Raw genomic sequence first — 15,985 nt, 5'->3', positions numbered from 1 at the left:
AGGTCGTCCGCCGGAACGCGGACGACCTGCTATCAGTGGCTGCCGACAAAGCCTTCCACAACTGGATCACGAAATACGAGTTCTACGCACTCGGTGTCGAGCCACTCATCTTACAGCGTGGATCAAGACCGTTAACGCTAGGACATAACGCGCTCATCCGGGCAAAAGGCTACTCTCAGCGCTGGATGGCCGAAACATCGTATTCGACAACGAAGCGCTCGCTCGGCGATGCCGTGCGAGCGCTCGGCTGGTATCGACAGTTCCGTGAAATCGTCCTCATGTTCGCCATCTCCAACATAGAACCGCTCTGTGAACCTCTCTAACCATGACTCAGCATCTATTCAACACGGCAGATTAATCTCGAATTTAGGCCTGTAGCTGTTACGGGGCCTTCAGTCGAGGGCCACGGAGCCGAGTCAAGGTGCGTCAGCTTCGTCTTCGACTGGCGTCAGCAGAATCGTGCCCGATTCAGCGTGATACCCGACCGCGAGGGGAGAGCCCTGTTCGAGCCCATGGGCGTCGCGGATCTCTGAGGGTATGACGCCGTAAGCTGATTCGTTGTGCATCTGTACGTTGCCGGCCCCGAATGGGGTGACTGCTTCATCGTCGACCACCGCTTGCGCGGCCCTACGTTGTGCCTTCATCGCTCCGGACATACACGATGTGCAAGGTCTCCTGCGCGTAAAAGTGTAAACCCGTGTGTGAACACGGATGTGAACCCGCTGGCCGCTTTACCTGTCGAGACCGCCGAACGCGGGGCATGGGTCTGATTCGAACCCGACCGAGGGGTTCGTCGTCGACGCGGAGCCACTAGGGCGGGCTGTGGTGTACGTCGCCGGTGTCGAGGTCGGTGACGCCGAGCTGGTTGCGGCTCCAGCGCCACCAGAGGTGGGCGACGTGGGTGCACCAGTCGTGGTAGGTCCAGGCGTGGCAGTCGCAGTGTGCGAGTAGCTCCCCTTGGTAGATGGTGAAGGTGACGCGGTGGCGGTCGCCGAGTTCGTCGGTGTCGGGGTACCCTATGAGTAGGTCGAACTCGACGGGGTTGACGGGTCCGCATTCGGCTGGCGAGGCTTGTGCGCGGTGCCACTGTGTGCTCAGCGTCCACTTTTCGGGGAACGTCAGGGGTGTGAGGTGGAGTCGGTTTTCGACGGTTTGGCGGGCTTGTTCGAGCTGGTCGGGCTGGGGTTGCTCGGGCGTCACAGACCGTCACCTCCGCGGCCGCAGTTCGGGCCGTTCGGGCAGGCGAGTCGTGGGATGCCGCCGCGGCTGGTGGTGCGGTGGAGTTTCGCGCCGCAGTCGGGGCAGTGCCGGTTCATGGCAGGCACCCTCCGTAGTCGAGTGCGGGGCACCGCTGGTGTTGTTCGGTGATGGTGTCCCCGCAGTAGTCGCACCGGTCAGGTTCGTCGTCGGTGCGGTGGTGCTCGCGGTCGACGCGGAGCAGGTAGAAGTATCTGGAAGTCGATGCGTTCTTTAAGGATGCCATGGGGACGGAGGGATTTGAACCCCCGATCGACTGATATCTCCGGTGTGCGCCTCGGAACTCCAGAGGGTCGTCGTCGCGAGCCGATGATCAGTCGGTCGCTCGGTATATCAGTCTGGAGTCTCGTCCCGGGCGCGTGGCCTCTGGAGTCAGTCGCCATGCCTGGCTTGGCCACGTCCCCGCAGGTGCTTCGTTTGGCGGTTCTCATTAAAGGGGTTTCGATTCCGGCCCTAGTCGCGGTCGTCCTCGGCCCAGTCGCAGTCCTGGCACTTGTGGCCGGTGACGAGTTCGGTGACACTCGGCATGTAGACGACTTCGAGGACATCACCACCGCAGTCGGGGCACTGTCGGTCGGCGTCGGCGATTGGTTCGGCTTCCATGACGGAGTCGCCTTCGACGAGTTCGGCGAGTTTCTTCGAGGTGACCATCCGGCCCTGGACGACGCGGTTGTCGGGCATGAACGAACAGGACGCCCGAACGCAGGTAAGCGCTCCGGTCAGTCGGCGGCGTCGGCGTGCGGCGTCGAGTCGCCGGCTGACTGGTCCGGCCGGTCGTCGGCGCAGCCAGGTTCGAGCGCGAACAGCGCGGCGACACCGACGACGGCGAGCGGCGCGGTGCCGACCTCGAGGCCGAGGATGGAGAGGGCGAGGAGGCCGAGAGCGACGGCGCTGCCGAAGCGGAAGCGGTCGACGTCCATACGGCGGCGGAGGTGTGGGCCGGCGACGGCGATGCCGAGGGCGAATCCGGCGCCGACGGCAGCGGCGGCGGCGGCGGCAGCGACCAGTTGCGGGTCGAGGACGACCTCGAGCTGTGGGTTCGAGAGGTCGAGGCTGACGAGGAGGCCGAGCCCGACGACGACGGCGGGGCGTGGGAGGTACTCGCCGACGCGCGCGGAGGCGGTCTTGGCGGCGACGGCGAGGACGACCAGGGCGGCGGCGCGTTCGAACGTGTGGATGTCGAGGACGCTCTCGATGGTCGGTGCGAGCGTGGCTTCGACGGTCGCGAGTGCGACGAGGCCGACACCGACGGCCGCGACCGTCGTGACGATCTCCCGGTGCGAGCCCTCCATCTCCGCGAGGACCACGGCGACGGTCGCGCTGCCCCCGAAGACGAGCAGGCCGACCTGCACGATGTCCAGCGGGCCGTCGAGTGCGCCCGCGAGGACCAGCGCCGGGAAGATGCCGTCGACGAGCGGGAGGCCCATCACGGTCGCGAGCAGCTTCGCGTCGCCGCCGACGAGGGACTCGAGTCTGCCGGCGACGGGGTGGGTAGCCGCGCTCATTCCGCGGGGGCCCTCGTGGTGGACGCTGTCGCGGCGGGACGCCGAGCGACACCGGCAGTCCCGACCCGGCGCTGCGCGCGCTCGTGCCCCGCGCGGTTCGTCACGGCACGCATCGAGGTCGCTGTCACGAGGAAGCACGGAAACGAGCACCCGGCGTGGTCGCTGTGCTCGACACCGATGCGTGCTCCGTCCGTCGTGACGGCGGTCATACACCGCACTCGGGACGTGACGGTAATAAGAATTCTGTGTCAACAGCATCCATGGCCGAACTATCTTCGGCAATCTGCTGTCGAAAACTACGATATCTCGCCCAAGGTTGGCAAGCCTTGTATGGTGTTCATTCCCGAGACCGCCGGGTGGGGTAGACGGACCATGCTGAGGCGAGCAGGTGTGCGACCGCACGTCACGGGGCGACGGTCTCGGAACGTTTTTGTGCGAATCGTGCGGACCGCTTATATGGCGAAAGACGCTCCACGCAGCGGTCAGTTCTCGGCCAAACTCGATGTCCCCGAGGCATTGACGTTCGACGACGTGCTGCTCCGACCGAAGGAGAGCCGCGTCGAACCGGACGACACAGACCTCACATCGCGCGTCTCGAAGCACGTCGAAGTTCCGGTGCCCGTGCTGTCGGCGGCGATGGACACCGTCACCGAGGCGGGGATGGGGATCGCGATGGCCCGACACGGCGGTCTCGGCGTCATCCACCGCAACCTCGATGTTGACGAGATGGCTGCACACGTCGAGCGCGTCAAGCGCGCGGACGAACTCATCATCCGTGACGTGGTGACCGCGAAGCCGGAGCAGACGGTCCGCGAGGTCGACGAGATGATGGACCGCGAGGGGGTCAACGGCGCACCCGTCGTCAGCGACGAGGGCGTCGTGCTGGGCATCATCTCCGGGACGGACATCCGCCCGTATCTGGAGGTCGGTGAACAGGACAGCGTCCGCGAGGCAATGACCGAGGAGGTCATCACGGCCGAGAAAGGCACCACTGCTCGCGAGGCGCTCGAGTTGATGTACGAGCACAAGATCGAGCGGGTCCCCATCGTCGGCGACGACGACCAGCTCATCGGGCTCGTGACGATGCAGGGTATCCTCCAGCGGCGCGAGTACGACAACGCGGCACGCGACGAGGACGGCCGCCTCATCGCCGGCGCGGCGGTCGGGCCGTTCGAGGTCGACCGCGCGACCGCCGCGGACGAGGCCGGCGCGGACGTGCTGTTCATCGACTGCGCGCACGCCCACAACCGCAACGTCGTGGACAGCGCCCGAGAGATCAAGGCCGAGGTCGAGGCCGACGTCGTCGTCGGCAACATCGGAACTCGCGAGGCCGCCGAGGCCCTCGTCGACTTCGCCGACGGGCTGAAGGTCGGCATCGGTCCCGGCTCCATCTGTACGACGCGCGTCGTCTCCGGCGCCGGGATGCCCCAGATCTCCGCGGTCGCACAGGTCGCGGACGTCGCCGCCGAGCACGACGTTCCCGTCATCGCCGACGGCGGTATCCGCTACTCCGGCGACGCGATCAAGGCCATCGCAGCGGGTGCGGACGCCGTGATGCTCGGCTCGTACTTCGCCGGGACCGACGAGGCCCCGGGCCGGGTCGTCACGATGCAGGGCAAGAAGTACAAGCAGTACCGCGGCATGGGCAGCGTCGGTGCGATGCAGTCCGGCGACAGCCAGCGGTACCTCAAGGAGGACGACGAGGACGAGGAGTACGTCCCCGAGGGCGTCGAGGCCGCGACCCCGTACAAGGGCAGCCTGAAGTCCGAGCTCCACCAGCTCGTCGGTGGGATGCAGTCCGGCATGGGCTACGTCGGCGCCGCCACCATCCCCGAGTTCAAGGAGCGCGCCGAGTTCGTCCGCGTCTCCTCGGCGGGGCAGACCGAGAGCCACGCCCACGACGTGCTCATCACCGACGAGGCGCCGAACTACTCGCCGAACGGGAACTGACCCCTCTCTGACCTCGTGCTTTTTACCGCTCGAAACCGAAGCGCATAGCCGATGGCCACCGAAGAGTCGAACAGCAGTGGCACGGGGGCAGAGAGGGAGAGTGACGTACCGGGCGAGGGAACGCGCGCCAGCCGGTGGATCGGGAAGCGCTGGTACAAGACGTCGGTCGGCATCGTGACTGCAGCCCTGCTGGCCGTCCTGACCGGTGTCGGCCTCGCCGTCTCGACGGGGGTGGTCGCACCTGCGTTCACCGAGCACGACCCGTCCGCGGCGGCCGCCGTGCCGCCCTACGTCTATCTCTACGGTGGACTGGGCGGGCTCGCGTACGTGTTCACCAGCATGGTCGTCGAGTTCGAGAAGACGACGGAGGAGCTCGGTCGAGCGGGGCTCCGACTGCTCGCAGCCCCGCTGCTGGCGGCCGGCATCTACCTGCTGATGCGGTTCTTCCTGAACTCGCCGTCGACGCGCCAGGTGGCCGGCCTCTCGTTTCTGGTCGGTCTCTACGTCAAGGTCACCATCGAGGCGCTCGGCTCGCTCGCCCGTCGGCTGTACGGCCAACCAACGGGTCGAGCACGGGACGGCCGCGACGACTCGGGCTGAGTGGAGCGACGCGCCCGCTCACTGGTCCCAGAGCTCCATGAGCGCGTGGTTCCCGACGACGAGCGTGGCGAACACCCCCGCAAGAACCGGGTGCCCGACCGCGTAGAGGCCCGCCGCCGCCGCGCCGAAGACGAGTCCCTCCAGCAGCAGTCGCCACCGGTTGGGGAGGGGGAGTGCAGCCTTCGGCGAGCCGAAGACCCCCCAGACGACTGCCACGACTGCCGGGGCCGCGAGTGCGAGTGCGATTCCGACCGGGAGCGAGTCGCCGGTTTCGAACCCCCAGTACGCGATGGCGACGAGTGCGGCCACCTCGAGCAGGAACCGGAGGCCACGGTTCGCCGGCTGGAGGACCATACGAATGGACAGGGCGCATCGGCTTTCAAGCCATCGACGGTGTCCCCGTTTCGGTCACGCACAGCTCGTCGAGGCCGCGCTCTCGAGCAGTGACTGGACCGGGAGAGCGAGCGTCGTGGCCGCGCCGGCCGACTGCGAGCACGTCGGCACCAGCGGGGCGTCGGGGTCGTACACGTCCTCGCACTCTCGGTGCGCAGCATCACCGTGCCGACGCGCTCCTCGGGCGCGACGACCCCCACCGGTAGTCGGCCCTCATCACACACTTCGTTCGCAGGAGAAGCGGGCCGGATGGGAATTGAACCTCAGTCGGGCATGCTCGCTCCGCTGCGCGTGTCCTCCCTGCTTCAATTCCCAGTTGCCGCTCCGCTCGTCACGTCCGTCCCTCGCAGGAGCGGGCCGGATGGGAATTGAACCCATGACCGTCTGATTAAGAGTCAGACGCTCTGCCTAACTGAGCTACCGGCCCGAGTGCAATCCTTCGTTACGTGGTAGTGTTAAAAAGGGTTTTCATTCAACGGCAGCGCCCGCCCGCGAACCGCAACCCGTAACGTCCTGCACCCACAGACGGGAGGCATGTCCTGGGGAATCCTCGTCGTCGCCGGGCTGTTCGAGATCGCGTGGGCGGTCGGGCTGGAGTACTCGGAGGGGTTCTCGAAGCCGGTGCCGTCCGCGCTGACGCTCCTCGCCCTCGTCATCAGCATGCTGTTGCTCGCACGCGCGGTGGAGAGCCTGCCGGTCGGGACCGCCTACGCGGTCTGGACCGGTATCGGTGCGGTCGGGACGGCCATCCTCGGAGTGGTGCTGTTCGACGAACCGGCGACGCTCGCACGGGCCGGGTTCGTGGGCCTCATCGTCGCCGGAATCGTGGGACTGCACTCGACTGGAGCCTGAGTCGAGGGTCGGGAGCGTTAAGTGTGCCCGGCGAAAGATGTTGCGTACATGAGTACCGGGGTCAGCATCGCTGCGATGTCGAGATATGCGATTCTCGGCTGCGGGAGCGTCGGTCACGCGGTCGCCGAGGAACTGGTCGACCAGGGCAAGGACGTGCTCATCGTCGACAGGGACGAGGGGCGCGTCGAGGCACTGCGCGACCAGGACCTCAACGCACAGGCGGCGGACATCCGCGACCCCACGACTGCGGACGACGTGCGCGACTGCGACGTGGTCCTCATCATGTCCTCGGACATCGAGGCCAACAAGGAGGCCGTCGCGAACATCCGCGAGCGCGACGGCGACCAGTTCGTCGTCGTGCGCGCCTCCGACCCCGTCTCCGGCGACGAGCTCACCGAGCTCGGTGCGGACGTGGTGATCAACCCGTCCTCGGTCATCGCGGACGCGGCGATGCGCTCGCTGGAGTCGGGCGAGCTCGAGTACCGCGCGACACAGCTCTCGGACGTCCTCTCCGCCGCTGACGGTCGTGTCGCCATCTTCACCAACGAGAGCCCCGACCCCGACTCCATCGCGAGCGCGGCCGCGTTGCAGGCCATCGCCTCGCACCTCGGCGTCGAGGCGGACATCTGCTACCTCGGCGACATCGGCCATCAGGAGAACCGGGCGTTCGTCAACCTCCTGGGCATCGAACTGCTGAACTGGGCCGACATCGAGGACCGCGAGCAGTACGACACGATGGCCGTCGTCGACCACGCGAAGGGCGGCGAGACGTTCGACCTCGAAGTGGACATCGTCATCGACCACTACGAGTCCGACGCGGAGTGGGACGCGTCGTTCGTCGACGTGCGCCCGAACGTCTCCTCCACGTCGACCATCATGACGAAGTACATCCAGGAGTTCGACATGAAGGTCGACGAGGCCGTCGCGACCGCGCTGCTGTACGGCATCCGCGAGGAGACGCTGGACTTCAAGCGCGACACGACGCCGGCGGACCTCACCGCGGCGGCCTACCTCTACCCGTTCGCGAACCACGACCTGCTCGAACAGGTCGAGTCGCCGTCGATGAGCCCGGAGACGCTGGACGTGCTCGCCGAGGCCATCCAGAACCGCGAGGTGCAGGGCAGCCATCTCGTCTCGAACGCGGGGTTCATCCGCGACCGCGAGGCGCTCGCGCAGGCCGCCCAGCACCTCCTGAACCTGGAGGGCATCACGACCACGGCGGTGTTCGGCATCGCTGACGACACTATCTTCCTCGCGGCGCGCTCGAAGGACATCCGCATGAACATCGGGAAGGTGCTCTCGGACGCCTACGGCGGCATCGGCGAGGCGGCCGGCCACTCCACACAGGCGAGCGCGGAGATCTCACTGGGCATCTTCACGGGCATCGAGACGAACGACGAGAACCGCGATACGCTCCTCTCGCTCACGGAGGAAGCGGTCAAGCGGAAGCTGTTCCAGGCGATGGGCGTCGAGAGCGGCGAGTCCGGGAACGGCTCTTAGGCGACGACTTCCTCTTCCTCGTCCGGCGTCTTCAGGCGCTCGATGATGTCGTTGATGAGCACCACGTCACCGACGGCGCGGACCCAGCGGTAGGGGACGAGCACGCCGCGATGGTCGCCGATGCGGTTGCTGAACAGCTCCTGGTTGAGGTTCGCCAGCGCGAGTCCCGTGACGACCTCGTTCTCGACGTCGAGTCGGACGTCCTCGATCTCGCCGACGAACACGCCGTTGTTCGAGTAGACCTCCCGGCCGACGAGGGCCGTAATCTCCTGTGGAGTGCCGTTCATATCCGTCCTGTCGTGGAGACGGGTCTTATAACTTGGTCAGACGCACGTGACACCGCACTACGCGAGGCTCACGCCCCCCTCACGCGAGGCCGTCCAGCACCGACCCGAACGCCGAGAGTGCGTCCTCGCAGTGGGCCGGACTCCGCCCGAGGCTGACCCGCACCGAGTCGGGTTCGTCGAAGAACCGACCCGGGACGACGAGGACGCCGTCGTCCCACGCCGCCTCGGCGACGGTGTCCCCGTCGGCGGCCGTCGGCTCCAGCAGTGCGTAGGTCGCGCCGTCGTGGACCGTCCCCTCGAGATCGTCGCGTCCGTCGACGAACGTTGCGAGCAGGTCGTGGTTCGTCGTGGCGAGTTCGCGCTGGGTGGCGAGCAGTCGGTCCTCGTGGTGGAACGCGCGCCGGGCCAGCGAGACGCTCGGCTTGGCGAGCGCCGGCATGTGGTGTGTGACCCGTTCGGCGCGCTCGACGAAGCCCGCGTCGGCGACGAGCCAGCCGACGCGCAGCCCGCCGAAGCCGAAGAACTTCGTGAGGGAGCCGGTCACAACCACGTCGTCCATGCCCGCCGCGGTCGGCCCGCCCAACCCGTTCGGGGACGGGTCGGTCGTGAACGGCGCGTACACCTCGTCGACGAGGAGCCGGCCACCGGCGTCCCGGACCCGGTCGGCGGTCGCGGCGAGTGTCTCCCGCCCGGACAGGCTGCCGGACGGGTTGTGTCGGTTGGTGACGACGGTGAGACCGGCCTCGTCGGCGAGCGCGCTGTCGACCCGGTCGGGGTCGAGTCGGAAGTCGTCCTCGGCCGTCCGGAGGAAGCGATGGACGTGACCGCCGAAGGCGCGTGGCGTCGCCGTCAGTGGCTCGTACCCCGGCTTCTCGACCAGGACCTGTGACCCGTCCGTCTCGGTAGCATCGGGCTCGTGACCGCCGAGGGCCGTCGCCATCGCGAGGACGTTCGCCATGCTGGCGCCCGCCGTGACGAGGACGTTCTCCGGGTCGACGTCGTACGCCGTCGCGACCTGCTCGGCGAGGCACACCGAGGCGGGCGGGTCCGCGAGCCCCGCCAGGCGGCCCGGGATGGGGGCCCGCCTGTCGCCGCTGGATCCACGGAGGTCGCTGGACCCGAGGTCGTGCTCTGCGGCCGCCGGGCGTCCGTCGATCCAGTCGAGGTACGCGATAGTCTGGAACACGTTCCCTGGCTCATCGGCTCGCGTGTTGAGTGTTCGGTTCGGTGACGCACCAGAGTATATAAATCAGGCGAAGACATTTATATCATAGTTCATTACCCGCTACTACATCCAGGGGATGAGTGTAAACGGGAGGGGACGCTACGGGTGAACGCCGGGGTGCCTCTGACAATCCGGCCCTCGACGGTCGGCCGTGCCCGGGCCGACCGTCGTACAGGGTTCTTTCCCTGTTCATTTGTCCCAGTAACCGACGTGTGAGCGAAGTAACCGCCGGTTTCTCGCTCAGTGCCCGCGGTAGTCGACTTCTAGGTCCATCCCACCGCCGAATCGCTCGTAGGTCGAGTCGGTTACGGCGTCGCGCACCAGTGCGAACACCCCGCGAGCCGCCCGTTCGCGCGTCCTCGCCGCCACCGAGTCCACGAGCTGGCCGACCGCCGAGCGCTCGGCGTACATCAACAGCACGTTGACGTTGTCGAACACCACCCAGCCCGTGCCGGGTTTGACGTGGACCAGCGCGCGCTCGAAGCGGTCGTGGATGCCTGTCAGGTCGTTCGGGTGTACGACCGAGGTGGTCCACAGCGCCCCGTCGTAGTCCACCGGCGACCCCGAGACCGGGACGACGCCGACCTTGTTCGGGTCGCCGCCGCGGTCCCGCACGAACTGTTCGACCTTGACTGGCGGACGCGTCGTCGAGACGACGAGCAGGTTCTCGAACGCTGCCGGTGGGAGCGTCGAGAGCGGCGACCGCAGCGAGGGGGTGAGCACCAGCGCCTGCGTCCCCGGCGTGAGCCGGTCGAACGGGTCGCGCTCAGTCGTCATCGGCATCCTCGAACCCTCCTGTGTGCTCGGTCTCGGCCGTCGGGAACTCGTCGCCGGCGGTGTCGATGAACTGTCTGGCGAAGTAGTAGATGCCGGCCGTGCCACAGAGGCTCGCGCCCAGGTTGATGCTGGTCCGGACGAACACCGAACGGTCCAGCGACGGCACGAGGCCGGCGTCGATGAGCAGTCCGACGAAGTTCGACAGGGTCAACAGCAGCAGTGCGAGCGCGAGCCCGACCAGCCCCTCGATGTAGGCGACGTTCTCGGCGTAGGCCACCACAGGGTAGAGCAGCAGGGCGGTCGCCGTCAGTAACGCTGCGATCTGGATGCTGCTCACCACCGCCCGGGGGTTCCCCAGTAGCACGTCGACCACCATCAGAGGTCCCTCCGTTCGGTCAGCAGCACCATCGCCCTGATGGCGGCCACGACGGCGGCAAGCGTGGCGACGGAGAAGGTGGCCGCGTAGGCGACCGTGTACCCCGGGAGCCTCGCAACCCCGAACACCACCCAGGGGATGTTGACGAGGACGAACCCACCGAACGCGACCGGGAGGGGCTTGAGCATCCCGTTGATCGGGGCCCCGGCGAAACCACGGACCGCCACCAGGGAGAGACAGAACGCCACCGTCAGCACCAGCACGTTTGCCAGCGAGAGTAGCTGGACGACGAACCAGTACGTCTCGGCCGACAACATCAGCAATCACCCACCATCCGTGTCACTGGTTCCCGTGAGCGTGGCGTTCTGAAAAACGTTGTGACCTCAGTCGCCGAGGATGCCGTCGAGGTCTGCGTGCCCCGCCAGCAGTTCGCCCATCCGCTCGACGGTCCCCGCGTCGCGCGTCCGCCCGACGCGGACCACGTCCTCTGCCCGCTCGATGGTCGTGAGGGTGTTCGAGTTGACCACCATGACGGGGACGCCCTTCTCGGCGGCCTTCCCGAGCACCGCGCCCGACGGCCGGTGGCCACCCGTCAGGATGAGACACTTCACGCCCGGCGCCTCGAGCGCGGCGGTGTGAATCTCGGAGCGGTCGCCGCCGGTGATGACGGCGGTGTCCTTCGTCCGCCGCAGGCCGCGGAGCGCGGCGTCGGGCCCCATCGCGGCGACGCTGAACCGTTCGACGAACGCGTCGGTCGGCACGTCGGTCAGCAGGTCGGCACCGAGGTCGTCCGCCAGCTCGCCGACGGTGACGCCGGCGAGTTCGCGCTCTCGCGGGAGCACGCCGTGGACCGTGATGCCACGCCCCTCGAGGAACGGCACCACGTCCTCCTGTAGCTGGTCGTACGCCGACTCGGAGACCCGGTTGAACAGCACGCCCGAGAGCGAGCCATCCAGGTCGTCGACCGCCGCGAGCACGTCGTCCACGTCCGTCACCGAGTCGTACGGGCAGACGAGCAGGACCGACGCGTCGAGCAGCTCGGCCAGGTCGCCGTCGGCGATGTCGAGCACCTTGCCGGCGGTCAGGCCGCCCCCCTCGACGAACAGCCGGTCGTGGTCCGCGGCGAGCCCGTCGTACGCCTCCTGGATGCGCTCTCGGACCTCGGTGGCTGTCTCGCGGCCCCGGATGGCCTCCTGGACGAACGTCGGCGAGTAGACGACGGGTTCGAGCTCGTGCATCTCGGCGTCGAGGTCGAGCAGTTCGCGGGCGAGCATCGGGTCCTCGTCGAGCGTCTTGCCGACGTTCGACTGGAGCCGGGTGCCCTTGGGTTTCATGTAGCCGACGTCGGTGCCTCGCTCGCGCGCCGCCTGGGCGAGTGCGAGCGTGACCGCCGTCTTGCCGGTGCTCTCTTCGTTCGCGGTGACGAGTAACGGGTTCATAGTTGATCGGTGTCGACCGTGAGTCTGACGTCGACCGCCCGGACCCCGTCCGGACCGGCGACGAGTGGGTTGATGTCCAGTTCCAGTATCGCGGGGAAGTCGGTGACGAGCTGTGAGAGTCGCTGGATGGTCTCGATGACGCCCTCCACGTCGGCGGGGGTCCGACCCCGCGCCCCGCGGAGCAGCGGTGCCGCCTTCACCTCGTCTATCATCTCGCGGGCCTCCGGTTCGGAGACGGGCGCGACCCGGAGCGTCGTGTCCTCCAGCACCTCGACGAAGATGCCGCCGAGACCGAACAGCACGAGCGGGCCGAACTGCGGGTCGCGGTTGACGCCGACGATCGTCTCGGTGCCGTCGTCGAGGTCGACCATCTCCTGGACCTGTACGCCGAGGATGGTCGCGTCGGGCTGGTAGTTCGTCGCCCGGGCGACCAGGTCCTCGTAGGCGTCGTAGACGTTCTCGTTCGCCACGCCGACCTTCACGCCGCCGATGTCCGACTTGTGGAGGATGTCCGGGCTGACGATCTTCATCACGACCGGCCCGTCGATGTTCTCTGCGACGGTCACGGCGTCCGCCGGTTCGTCGACGACCTCACCGGCCGGCGTCTCGATGCCGTAGGCGTCGAGCAGTCCCATCGCCTCCACGCCGAGGCGGTTGTCGTCCCGCTCCTTTGCGTCCATGAGGATATCACGTGCGGCCTCGCGGTCCACGTCGAACGTGGTCGGCTCGACGTACTCGCGCTCGGTGATGCGGCGCTGGCGTGCGAGCGCGTCGAGGCTGTCGACGGCTCGTGCAGGGTCGAAGTAGTTCGGGATGCCCGCCGTCCGCAGTTTCTCGACCGCCGGCTCGGTCCGAGAGCCGCCCATCAGGCTCGCGACGACCGGTTTCCCGTGTTCGGCCTGCACGTCGACGAGCGCCTCGGCGAGTTCCTCGAAGTCGAGCACGGCGGTCGGTGCGCTGACGACGACAGCCGAGGAGACGTTCGGGTCGGAGAGCGCGGCGTCGACCGCCGTCGTGAACCGTTCGACGGAGGCGTCACCGATGACGTCGACCGGGTTGTAGATGTTCGCCTCCTCCGGCAGCACCTCGCGGAAGGTGTCGAGCGTGTCGTCGCCGAAGCTCGCGAGCGACAGCGTCGAGTCGCCGATGGCGTCCGTCGCCATCACTCCCGGCCCGCCGGCGTTCGTGACCACGGCCACGTCGTCCGAATCTGGCAGCGGCAGCCCCGAGAGCGCGCGCGCCGAGTCGAACAGCTCCTGCACCGAGTCGGCCCGGAGCACGCCCGCCTGCTCCAGCCCCGCCTCGTAGGCGGCCTCGCTCCCGGCGATCGCGCCGGTGTGGCTCGACGCCGCCTTCGCGCCGGCGTCGGTACGGCCCGACTTGACGACGGCCACGGGGGTCTCCCGGGTCGTCTCGCGGGCCGCCTCGAGGAACTCCTGGCCGTCCTGGACGCTCTCCAGGTAGCCGAGCACCACGTCCGTGTCGGGGTCGTCGCCCCACTCGCGGACGAAGTCAGTCTCGTCGAGGACCGCCTTGTTCCCCAGCGAGACGACGTCCTTGAAGCCGATACCCTGGTCCGCCGCCCAGTCCAGGACGGCCGTGATGAACGCCCCCGACTGGCTCATGAACGACACCGAGCCGGGCAGCGCCATCTCCGGGCCGAACGTCGCGTTCATGTCGACGGTCGTGTTCATCACGCCGAGGCAGTTCGGGCCGACGAGGTTGAGGTCGTACTCCGCGGCGACGGCCTTCAGCTCTCCCTCGCGCGACGCGCCGTCCGCGCCGGTCTCGCTGAACCCGGCGGTGACGACGACGACGTTCTCGACCCCGGCCTCGGCGGCCTCACGCACCACCGGGACGGCGATCGACGGTGGCACGACCACGACCGCGAGGTCCACGGGCTCGCCGACGCTCGCCACGTCGGCGTAGCAGCGGTAGCCGAGCACGTCCTCGCGGTTCGGGTTCACGGCGACGACGTCACCGTCGAACGCGCCGAGGTTCTCCAGTATCGCACGCCCGACCGAGCCCTCGCGGTCGGTCGCTCCGACCACGGCGACACGCTCCGGCGCGAACAGTCCTGACAGCGTTCCCATCGTTCGAACCGACAGTCGGCTCGCCGATAAATGTACGTATCCGTCGTCGGAACAGACCGTGGTTCGTGATGCTACTCGGCCACGTGGGCGACGGTCCCACCGGACAGCTCGGCGAGCTCGCCGGGTGAAAGCGGGAACACCGCGTCGGGCGTCCCGGCGGCCACCCACACCGTCTCGAACTCCTGCAGCGTCTCGTCGACGAACACCGGCAGGTCGCCCTCGTGGCAGAACGGCGGGACGCCGCCGATGCTCCAGCCAGTCGCCGCCTTCACCTCCGCTGGCTCGGCCATCCGGGCAGTCTCACCGCCCACGAGGTCGGCCAGCTTGTCGGTGTCCACGCGGTTCGCACCCGAGGTGACCGAGACGACCACCTGCTCGTCGTCCGTGTCGGCGTCGACGACGAGGACGATGCTGCTCCCGATCTGTGCGACCTCACAGCCGATGGCTGCCGCCGCGTCGGCGGCGGTCTTCGTCCCCTCCGGGAACTCCGTCACCTCGGGGTCGAACCCGTACTCCTCGCGTGCACGGTCCGCGAACCGGGCTGCAGTCGAGTGCATACCGTACCGGTGTGGTACAGCCCCGCATAAAGCCACGCAATCGGGCAACCCTGCTAGGGCGGAGAGTTTTGTAGCCGCCCCGAGTGGGTGCGAGCATGACCGACAGGCCCGACGTCCTCGTCCTCCGGAAGGCCGCCCACGGGATGCCCATCGAGCAGTACGCTGCGGCGTTGCGGGAGCGGCTCCCCCACCACGAGGTCACGCTCGCACGCACCCCCGAACAGGAGCGCGAGGGGATCCGCGACGCCGAGATCGTCACGGGAATGTGGCTCACCGACGACCTGCTGGACGAGGCCGAGGCGCTGCGGCTGTTCGCCTGCGGCTACGCCGGCACGGGCCACCTCCCGCGCGAGCGCCTGGCCCAGCTCGACGTGACCGTCACCAACGCCTCGGGCGTCCACGGCCCGAACATCGGCGAGCACGTCCTCGGCGCCATCCTCGCGTTCTCCCGGCGCTTCCACGAGGGCTTCCGCCGACAGCGGCGCAACGAGTGGCGGTCGTTCGAGACCCACGAGCTCCAGGGCTCGACCGTCACCGTGGTGGGCCTCGGCGCAATCGGCGAATCGACGGTCAACCGACTCGCAGGCTTCGACGTGGAGACCATCGGTGTGCGCTACTCGCCGGAGAAGGGCGGCCCGACCGACCGCGTCGTGGGCTTCGAGGACGACGACCTCCACGATGCCCTCGCCGAGACGGAGTACCTCGTGCTCGCCTGCCCCCTGACCGAGACGACGCAGGGGCTCATCGGCACCTCAGAGCTGGTCACCCTGCCGCCCGAGGCCGTCGTCGTCAACGTCGCCCGTGGCCCCGTCCTCGACACCGACGCGCTCGTCACCGCGCTCCAGCGCGGCTGGATCCGCGGCGCGTCGCTCGACGTGACCGACCCGGAGCCGCTGCCGGCGGACCACGAACTCTGGGACCTCGGGAACGTCCAGATAACGCCGCACAACGCCGGCCACACCCCCGAGTACTACGGGCGCCTCGCAGACATCGTCGCCTCGAACGTCCGCCACGTCACCGAGTCCGGGGAGTACGACGGGCTCGCGAACCAGGTGCCGCTGTAGGACCCAGATAGCGCGGCGGTGCGGAATCGTCCGCGCGAACGGAGTGAGCACGGTTCCCCGGCGACGAGCACCGCGAGTCGCCGGCCTTTTTCATCCATGTTTTTCGAGGA

20 protein-coding genes, 2 tRNA genes and 1 pseudogene are annotated in these 15,985 nt (G+C 68.0%); 6 read left to right on the top strand and 17 right to left on the bottom strand.

Translation table 11 applies throughout. The annotated features are described in order from the left end of the window. Positions 1–323, top strand: a pseudogene (locus BLT27_RS08365) (IS5/IS1182 family transposase); the annotation flags it as partial. A gap of 93 nt (positions 324–416) precedes the next feature. Here BLT27_RS08365 and BLT27_RS08360 read toward each other — a convergent pair. The 7 genes from BLT27_RS08360 to BLT27_RS19700 form a co-directional block, all read right to left on the bottom strand. Beyond that, positions 417–656, bottom strand: a complete 240-nt coding sequence (locus BLT27_RS08360) for an AbrB/MazE/SpoVT family DNA-binding domain-containing protein (protein WP_089732784.1) — start codon at positions 654–656, stop codon at positions 417–419. A gap of 154 nt (positions 657–810) precedes the next feature. Then, positions 811–1,200, bottom strand: a complete 390-nt coding sequence (locus BLT27_RS08355) for a hypothetical protein (protein WP_089732781.1) — start codon at positions 1,198–1,200, stop codon at positions 811–813. Between the two features lie 112 nt (positions 1,201–1,312). Then, the gene (locus BLT27_RS19710; protein ID WP_175526418.1) at positions 1,313–1,483 is read right to left on the bottom strand and encodes a hypothetical protein; all 171 of its coding nucleotides are present in this window, start codon (positions 1,481–1,483) and stop codon (positions 1,313–1,315) included. Beyond that, positions 1,483–1,661 (bottom strand) — tRNA-Trp (locus tag BLT27_RS19705). The genes BLT27_RS19710 and BLT27_RS19705 overlap by 1 nt, the downstream gene beginning before the upstream one ends. A gap of 49 nt (positions 1,662–1,710) precedes the next feature. Further along, a complete protein-coding gene (locus BLT27_RS08350) occupies positions 1,711–1,938 on the bottom strand; it encodes a DUF5795 family protein (RefSeq protein ID WP_089732779.1) in 228 nt (75 codons plus the stop codon). Between the two features lie 38 nt (positions 1,939–1,976). Continuing rightward, on the bottom strand, positions 1,977–2,762 hold the full coding sequence (locus tag BLT27_RS08345) for a DUF5794 domain-containing protein (protein ID WP_089732776.1): 786 nt from the start codon (positions 2,760–2,762) through the stop codon (positions 1,977–1,979). After that, positions 2,759–2,971: a hypothetical protein gene (locus tag BLT27_RS19700; protein ID WP_089732774.1), complete on the bottom strand. Its 213-nt coding sequence runs from the start codon at positions 2,969–2,971 to the stop codon at positions 2,759–2,761. The genes BLT27_RS08345 and BLT27_RS19700 overlap by 4 nt, the downstream gene beginning before the upstream one ends. Positions 2,972–3,218: 247 nt before the next feature. Here BLT27_RS19700 and guaB point away from each other — a divergent pair, with 247 nt between their 5' ends. Together guaB and BLT27_RS08330 are read left to right on the top strand one after the other, a co-directional pair. Continuing rightward, entirely contained in the window at positions 3,219–4,712 is a 1,494-nt protein-coding gene (guaB, locus tag BLT27_RS08335; protein ID WP_089732773.1) for an IMP dehydrogenase, read from the top strand. Between the two features lie 51 nt (positions 4,713–4,763). Continuing rightward, on the top strand, positions 4,764–5,312 hold the full coding sequence (locus BLT27_RS08330) for a hypothetical protein (protein WP_089732771.1): 549 nt from the start codon (positions 4,764–4,766) through the stop codon (positions 5,310–5,312). A gap of 18 nt (positions 5,313–5,330) precedes the next feature. Here BLT27_RS08330 and BLT27_RS08325 read toward each other — a convergent pair whose 3' ends face one another. Together BLT27_RS08325 and BLT27_RS08320 are read right to left on the bottom strand one after the other, a co-directional pair. After that, on the bottom strand, positions 5,331–5,666 hold the full coding sequence (locus tag BLT27_RS08325; RefSeq protein WP_089732769.1) for a YrdB family protein: 336 nt from the start codon (positions 5,664–5,666) through the stop codon (positions 5,331–5,333). A gap of 392 nt (positions 5,667–6,058) precedes the next feature. Further along, positions 6,059–6,132, bottom strand: a tRNA-Lys gene (locus BLT27_RS08320). A 107-nt stretch (positions 6,133–6,239) separates the two neighbouring features. On the opposite strand from BLT27_RS08320, the gene sugE reads away from it, so the two are divergent. After that, positions 6,240–6,557 carry a quaternary ammonium compound efflux SMR transporter SugE gene (gene sugE / locus BLT27_RS08315; RefSeq protein WP_089732766.1) on the top strand — a complete coding sequence of 106 codons (318 nt, stop codon included), beginning with the start codon at positions 6,240–6,242 and terminating at the stop codon, positions 6,555–6,557. 48 nt (positions 6,558–6,605) lie between these two features. Next, a complete protein-coding gene (locus tag BLT27_RS08310; protein ID WP_089732764.1) occupies positions 6,606–8,057 on the top strand; it encodes a DHH family phosphoesterase in 1,452 nt (483 codons plus the stop codon). Here the strand turns inward: BLT27_RS08310 and BLT27_RS08305 are convergent. The 8 genes from BLT27_RS08305 to BLT27_RS08270 form a co-directional block, all read right to left on the bottom strand. Continuing rightward, on the bottom strand, positions 8,054–8,344 hold the full coding sequence (locus BLT27_RS08305; RefSeq protein WP_089732762.1) for a PRC-barrel domain-containing protein: 291 nt from the start codon (positions 8,342–8,344) through the stop codon (positions 8,054–8,056). The two genes, BLT27_RS08310 and BLT27_RS08305, sit on opposite strands and share 4 nt — an antisense overlap. A 79-nt stretch (positions 8,345–8,423) precedes the next feature. After that, positions 8,424–9,530: a pyridoxal phosphate-dependent aminotransferase gene (locus BLT27_RS08300; protein WP_089732760.1), complete on the bottom strand. Its 1,107-nt coding sequence runs from the start codon at positions 9,528–9,530 to the stop codon at positions 8,424–8,426. Positions 9,531–9,809: 279 nt separating this feature from the next. Further along, a complete protein-coding gene (locus BLT27_RS08295; RefSeq protein ID WP_089732758.1) occupies positions 9,810–10,352 on the bottom strand; it encodes a DUF7504 family protein in 543 nt (180 codons plus the stop codon). Next, complete coding sequence (locus tag BLT27_RS08290; RefSeq protein WP_089732757.1) at positions 10,336–10,722, bottom strand: hypothetical protein; 387 nt, start codon at positions 10,720–10,722, stop codon at positions 10,336–10,338. The genes BLT27_RS08295 and BLT27_RS08290 overlap by 17 nt, the downstream gene beginning before the upstream one ends. Continuing rightward, positions 10,722–11,039, bottom strand: coding sequence for a hypothetical protein (locus BLT27_RS08285; protein ID WP_089732755.1), 318 nt, complete (start codon positions 11,037–11,039; stop codon positions 10,722–10,724). The genes BLT27_RS08290 and BLT27_RS08285 overlap by 1 nt, the downstream gene beginning before the upstream one ends. Positions 11,040–11,105: 66 nt before the next feature. Next, a complete protein-coding gene (locus tag BLT27_RS08280; RefSeq protein ID WP_089732753.1) occupies positions 11,106–12,161 on the bottom strand; it encodes a phosphotransacetylase family protein in 1,056 nt (351 codons plus the stop codon). Continuing rightward, positions 12,158–14,254, bottom strand: a complete 2,097-nt coding sequence (locus BLT27_RS08275; protein WP_089732751.1) for an acetate--CoA ligase family protein — start codon at positions 14,252–14,254, stop codon at positions 12,158–12,160. Before BLT27_RS08275 ends, BLT27_RS08280 begins: the two co-directional genes overlap by 4 nt. A gap of 71 nt (positions 14,255–14,325) precedes the next feature. Continuing rightward, a complete protein-coding gene (locus BLT27_RS08270; protein WP_089732750.1) occupies positions 14,326–14,811 on the bottom strand; it encodes a YbaK/EbsC family protein in 486 nt (161 codons plus the stop codon). A gap of 95 nt (positions 14,812–14,906) precedes the next feature. Here BLT27_RS08270 and BLT27_RS08265 point away from each other — a divergent pair, with 95 nt between their 5' ends. Beyond that, positions 14,907–15,875, top strand: coding sequence for a D-2-hydroxyacid dehydrogenase (locus BLT27_RS08265; RefSeq protein WP_089732748.1), 969 nt, complete (start codon positions 14,907–14,909; stop codon positions 15,873–15,875). The last annotated feature ends 110 nt before the right edge of the window (positions 15,876–15,985 follow it).

The sequence above is a fragment of the Haloarchaeobius iranensis genome (assembly GCF_900103505.1).
Lineage (GTDB): Archaea > Halobacteriota > Halobacteria > Halobacteriales > Natrialbaceae > Haloarchaeobius > Haloarchaeobius iranensis.
Note: the sequence above shows the minus strand (reverse complement) of the source record. Positions and strands in the feature narration are given on the sequence as shown.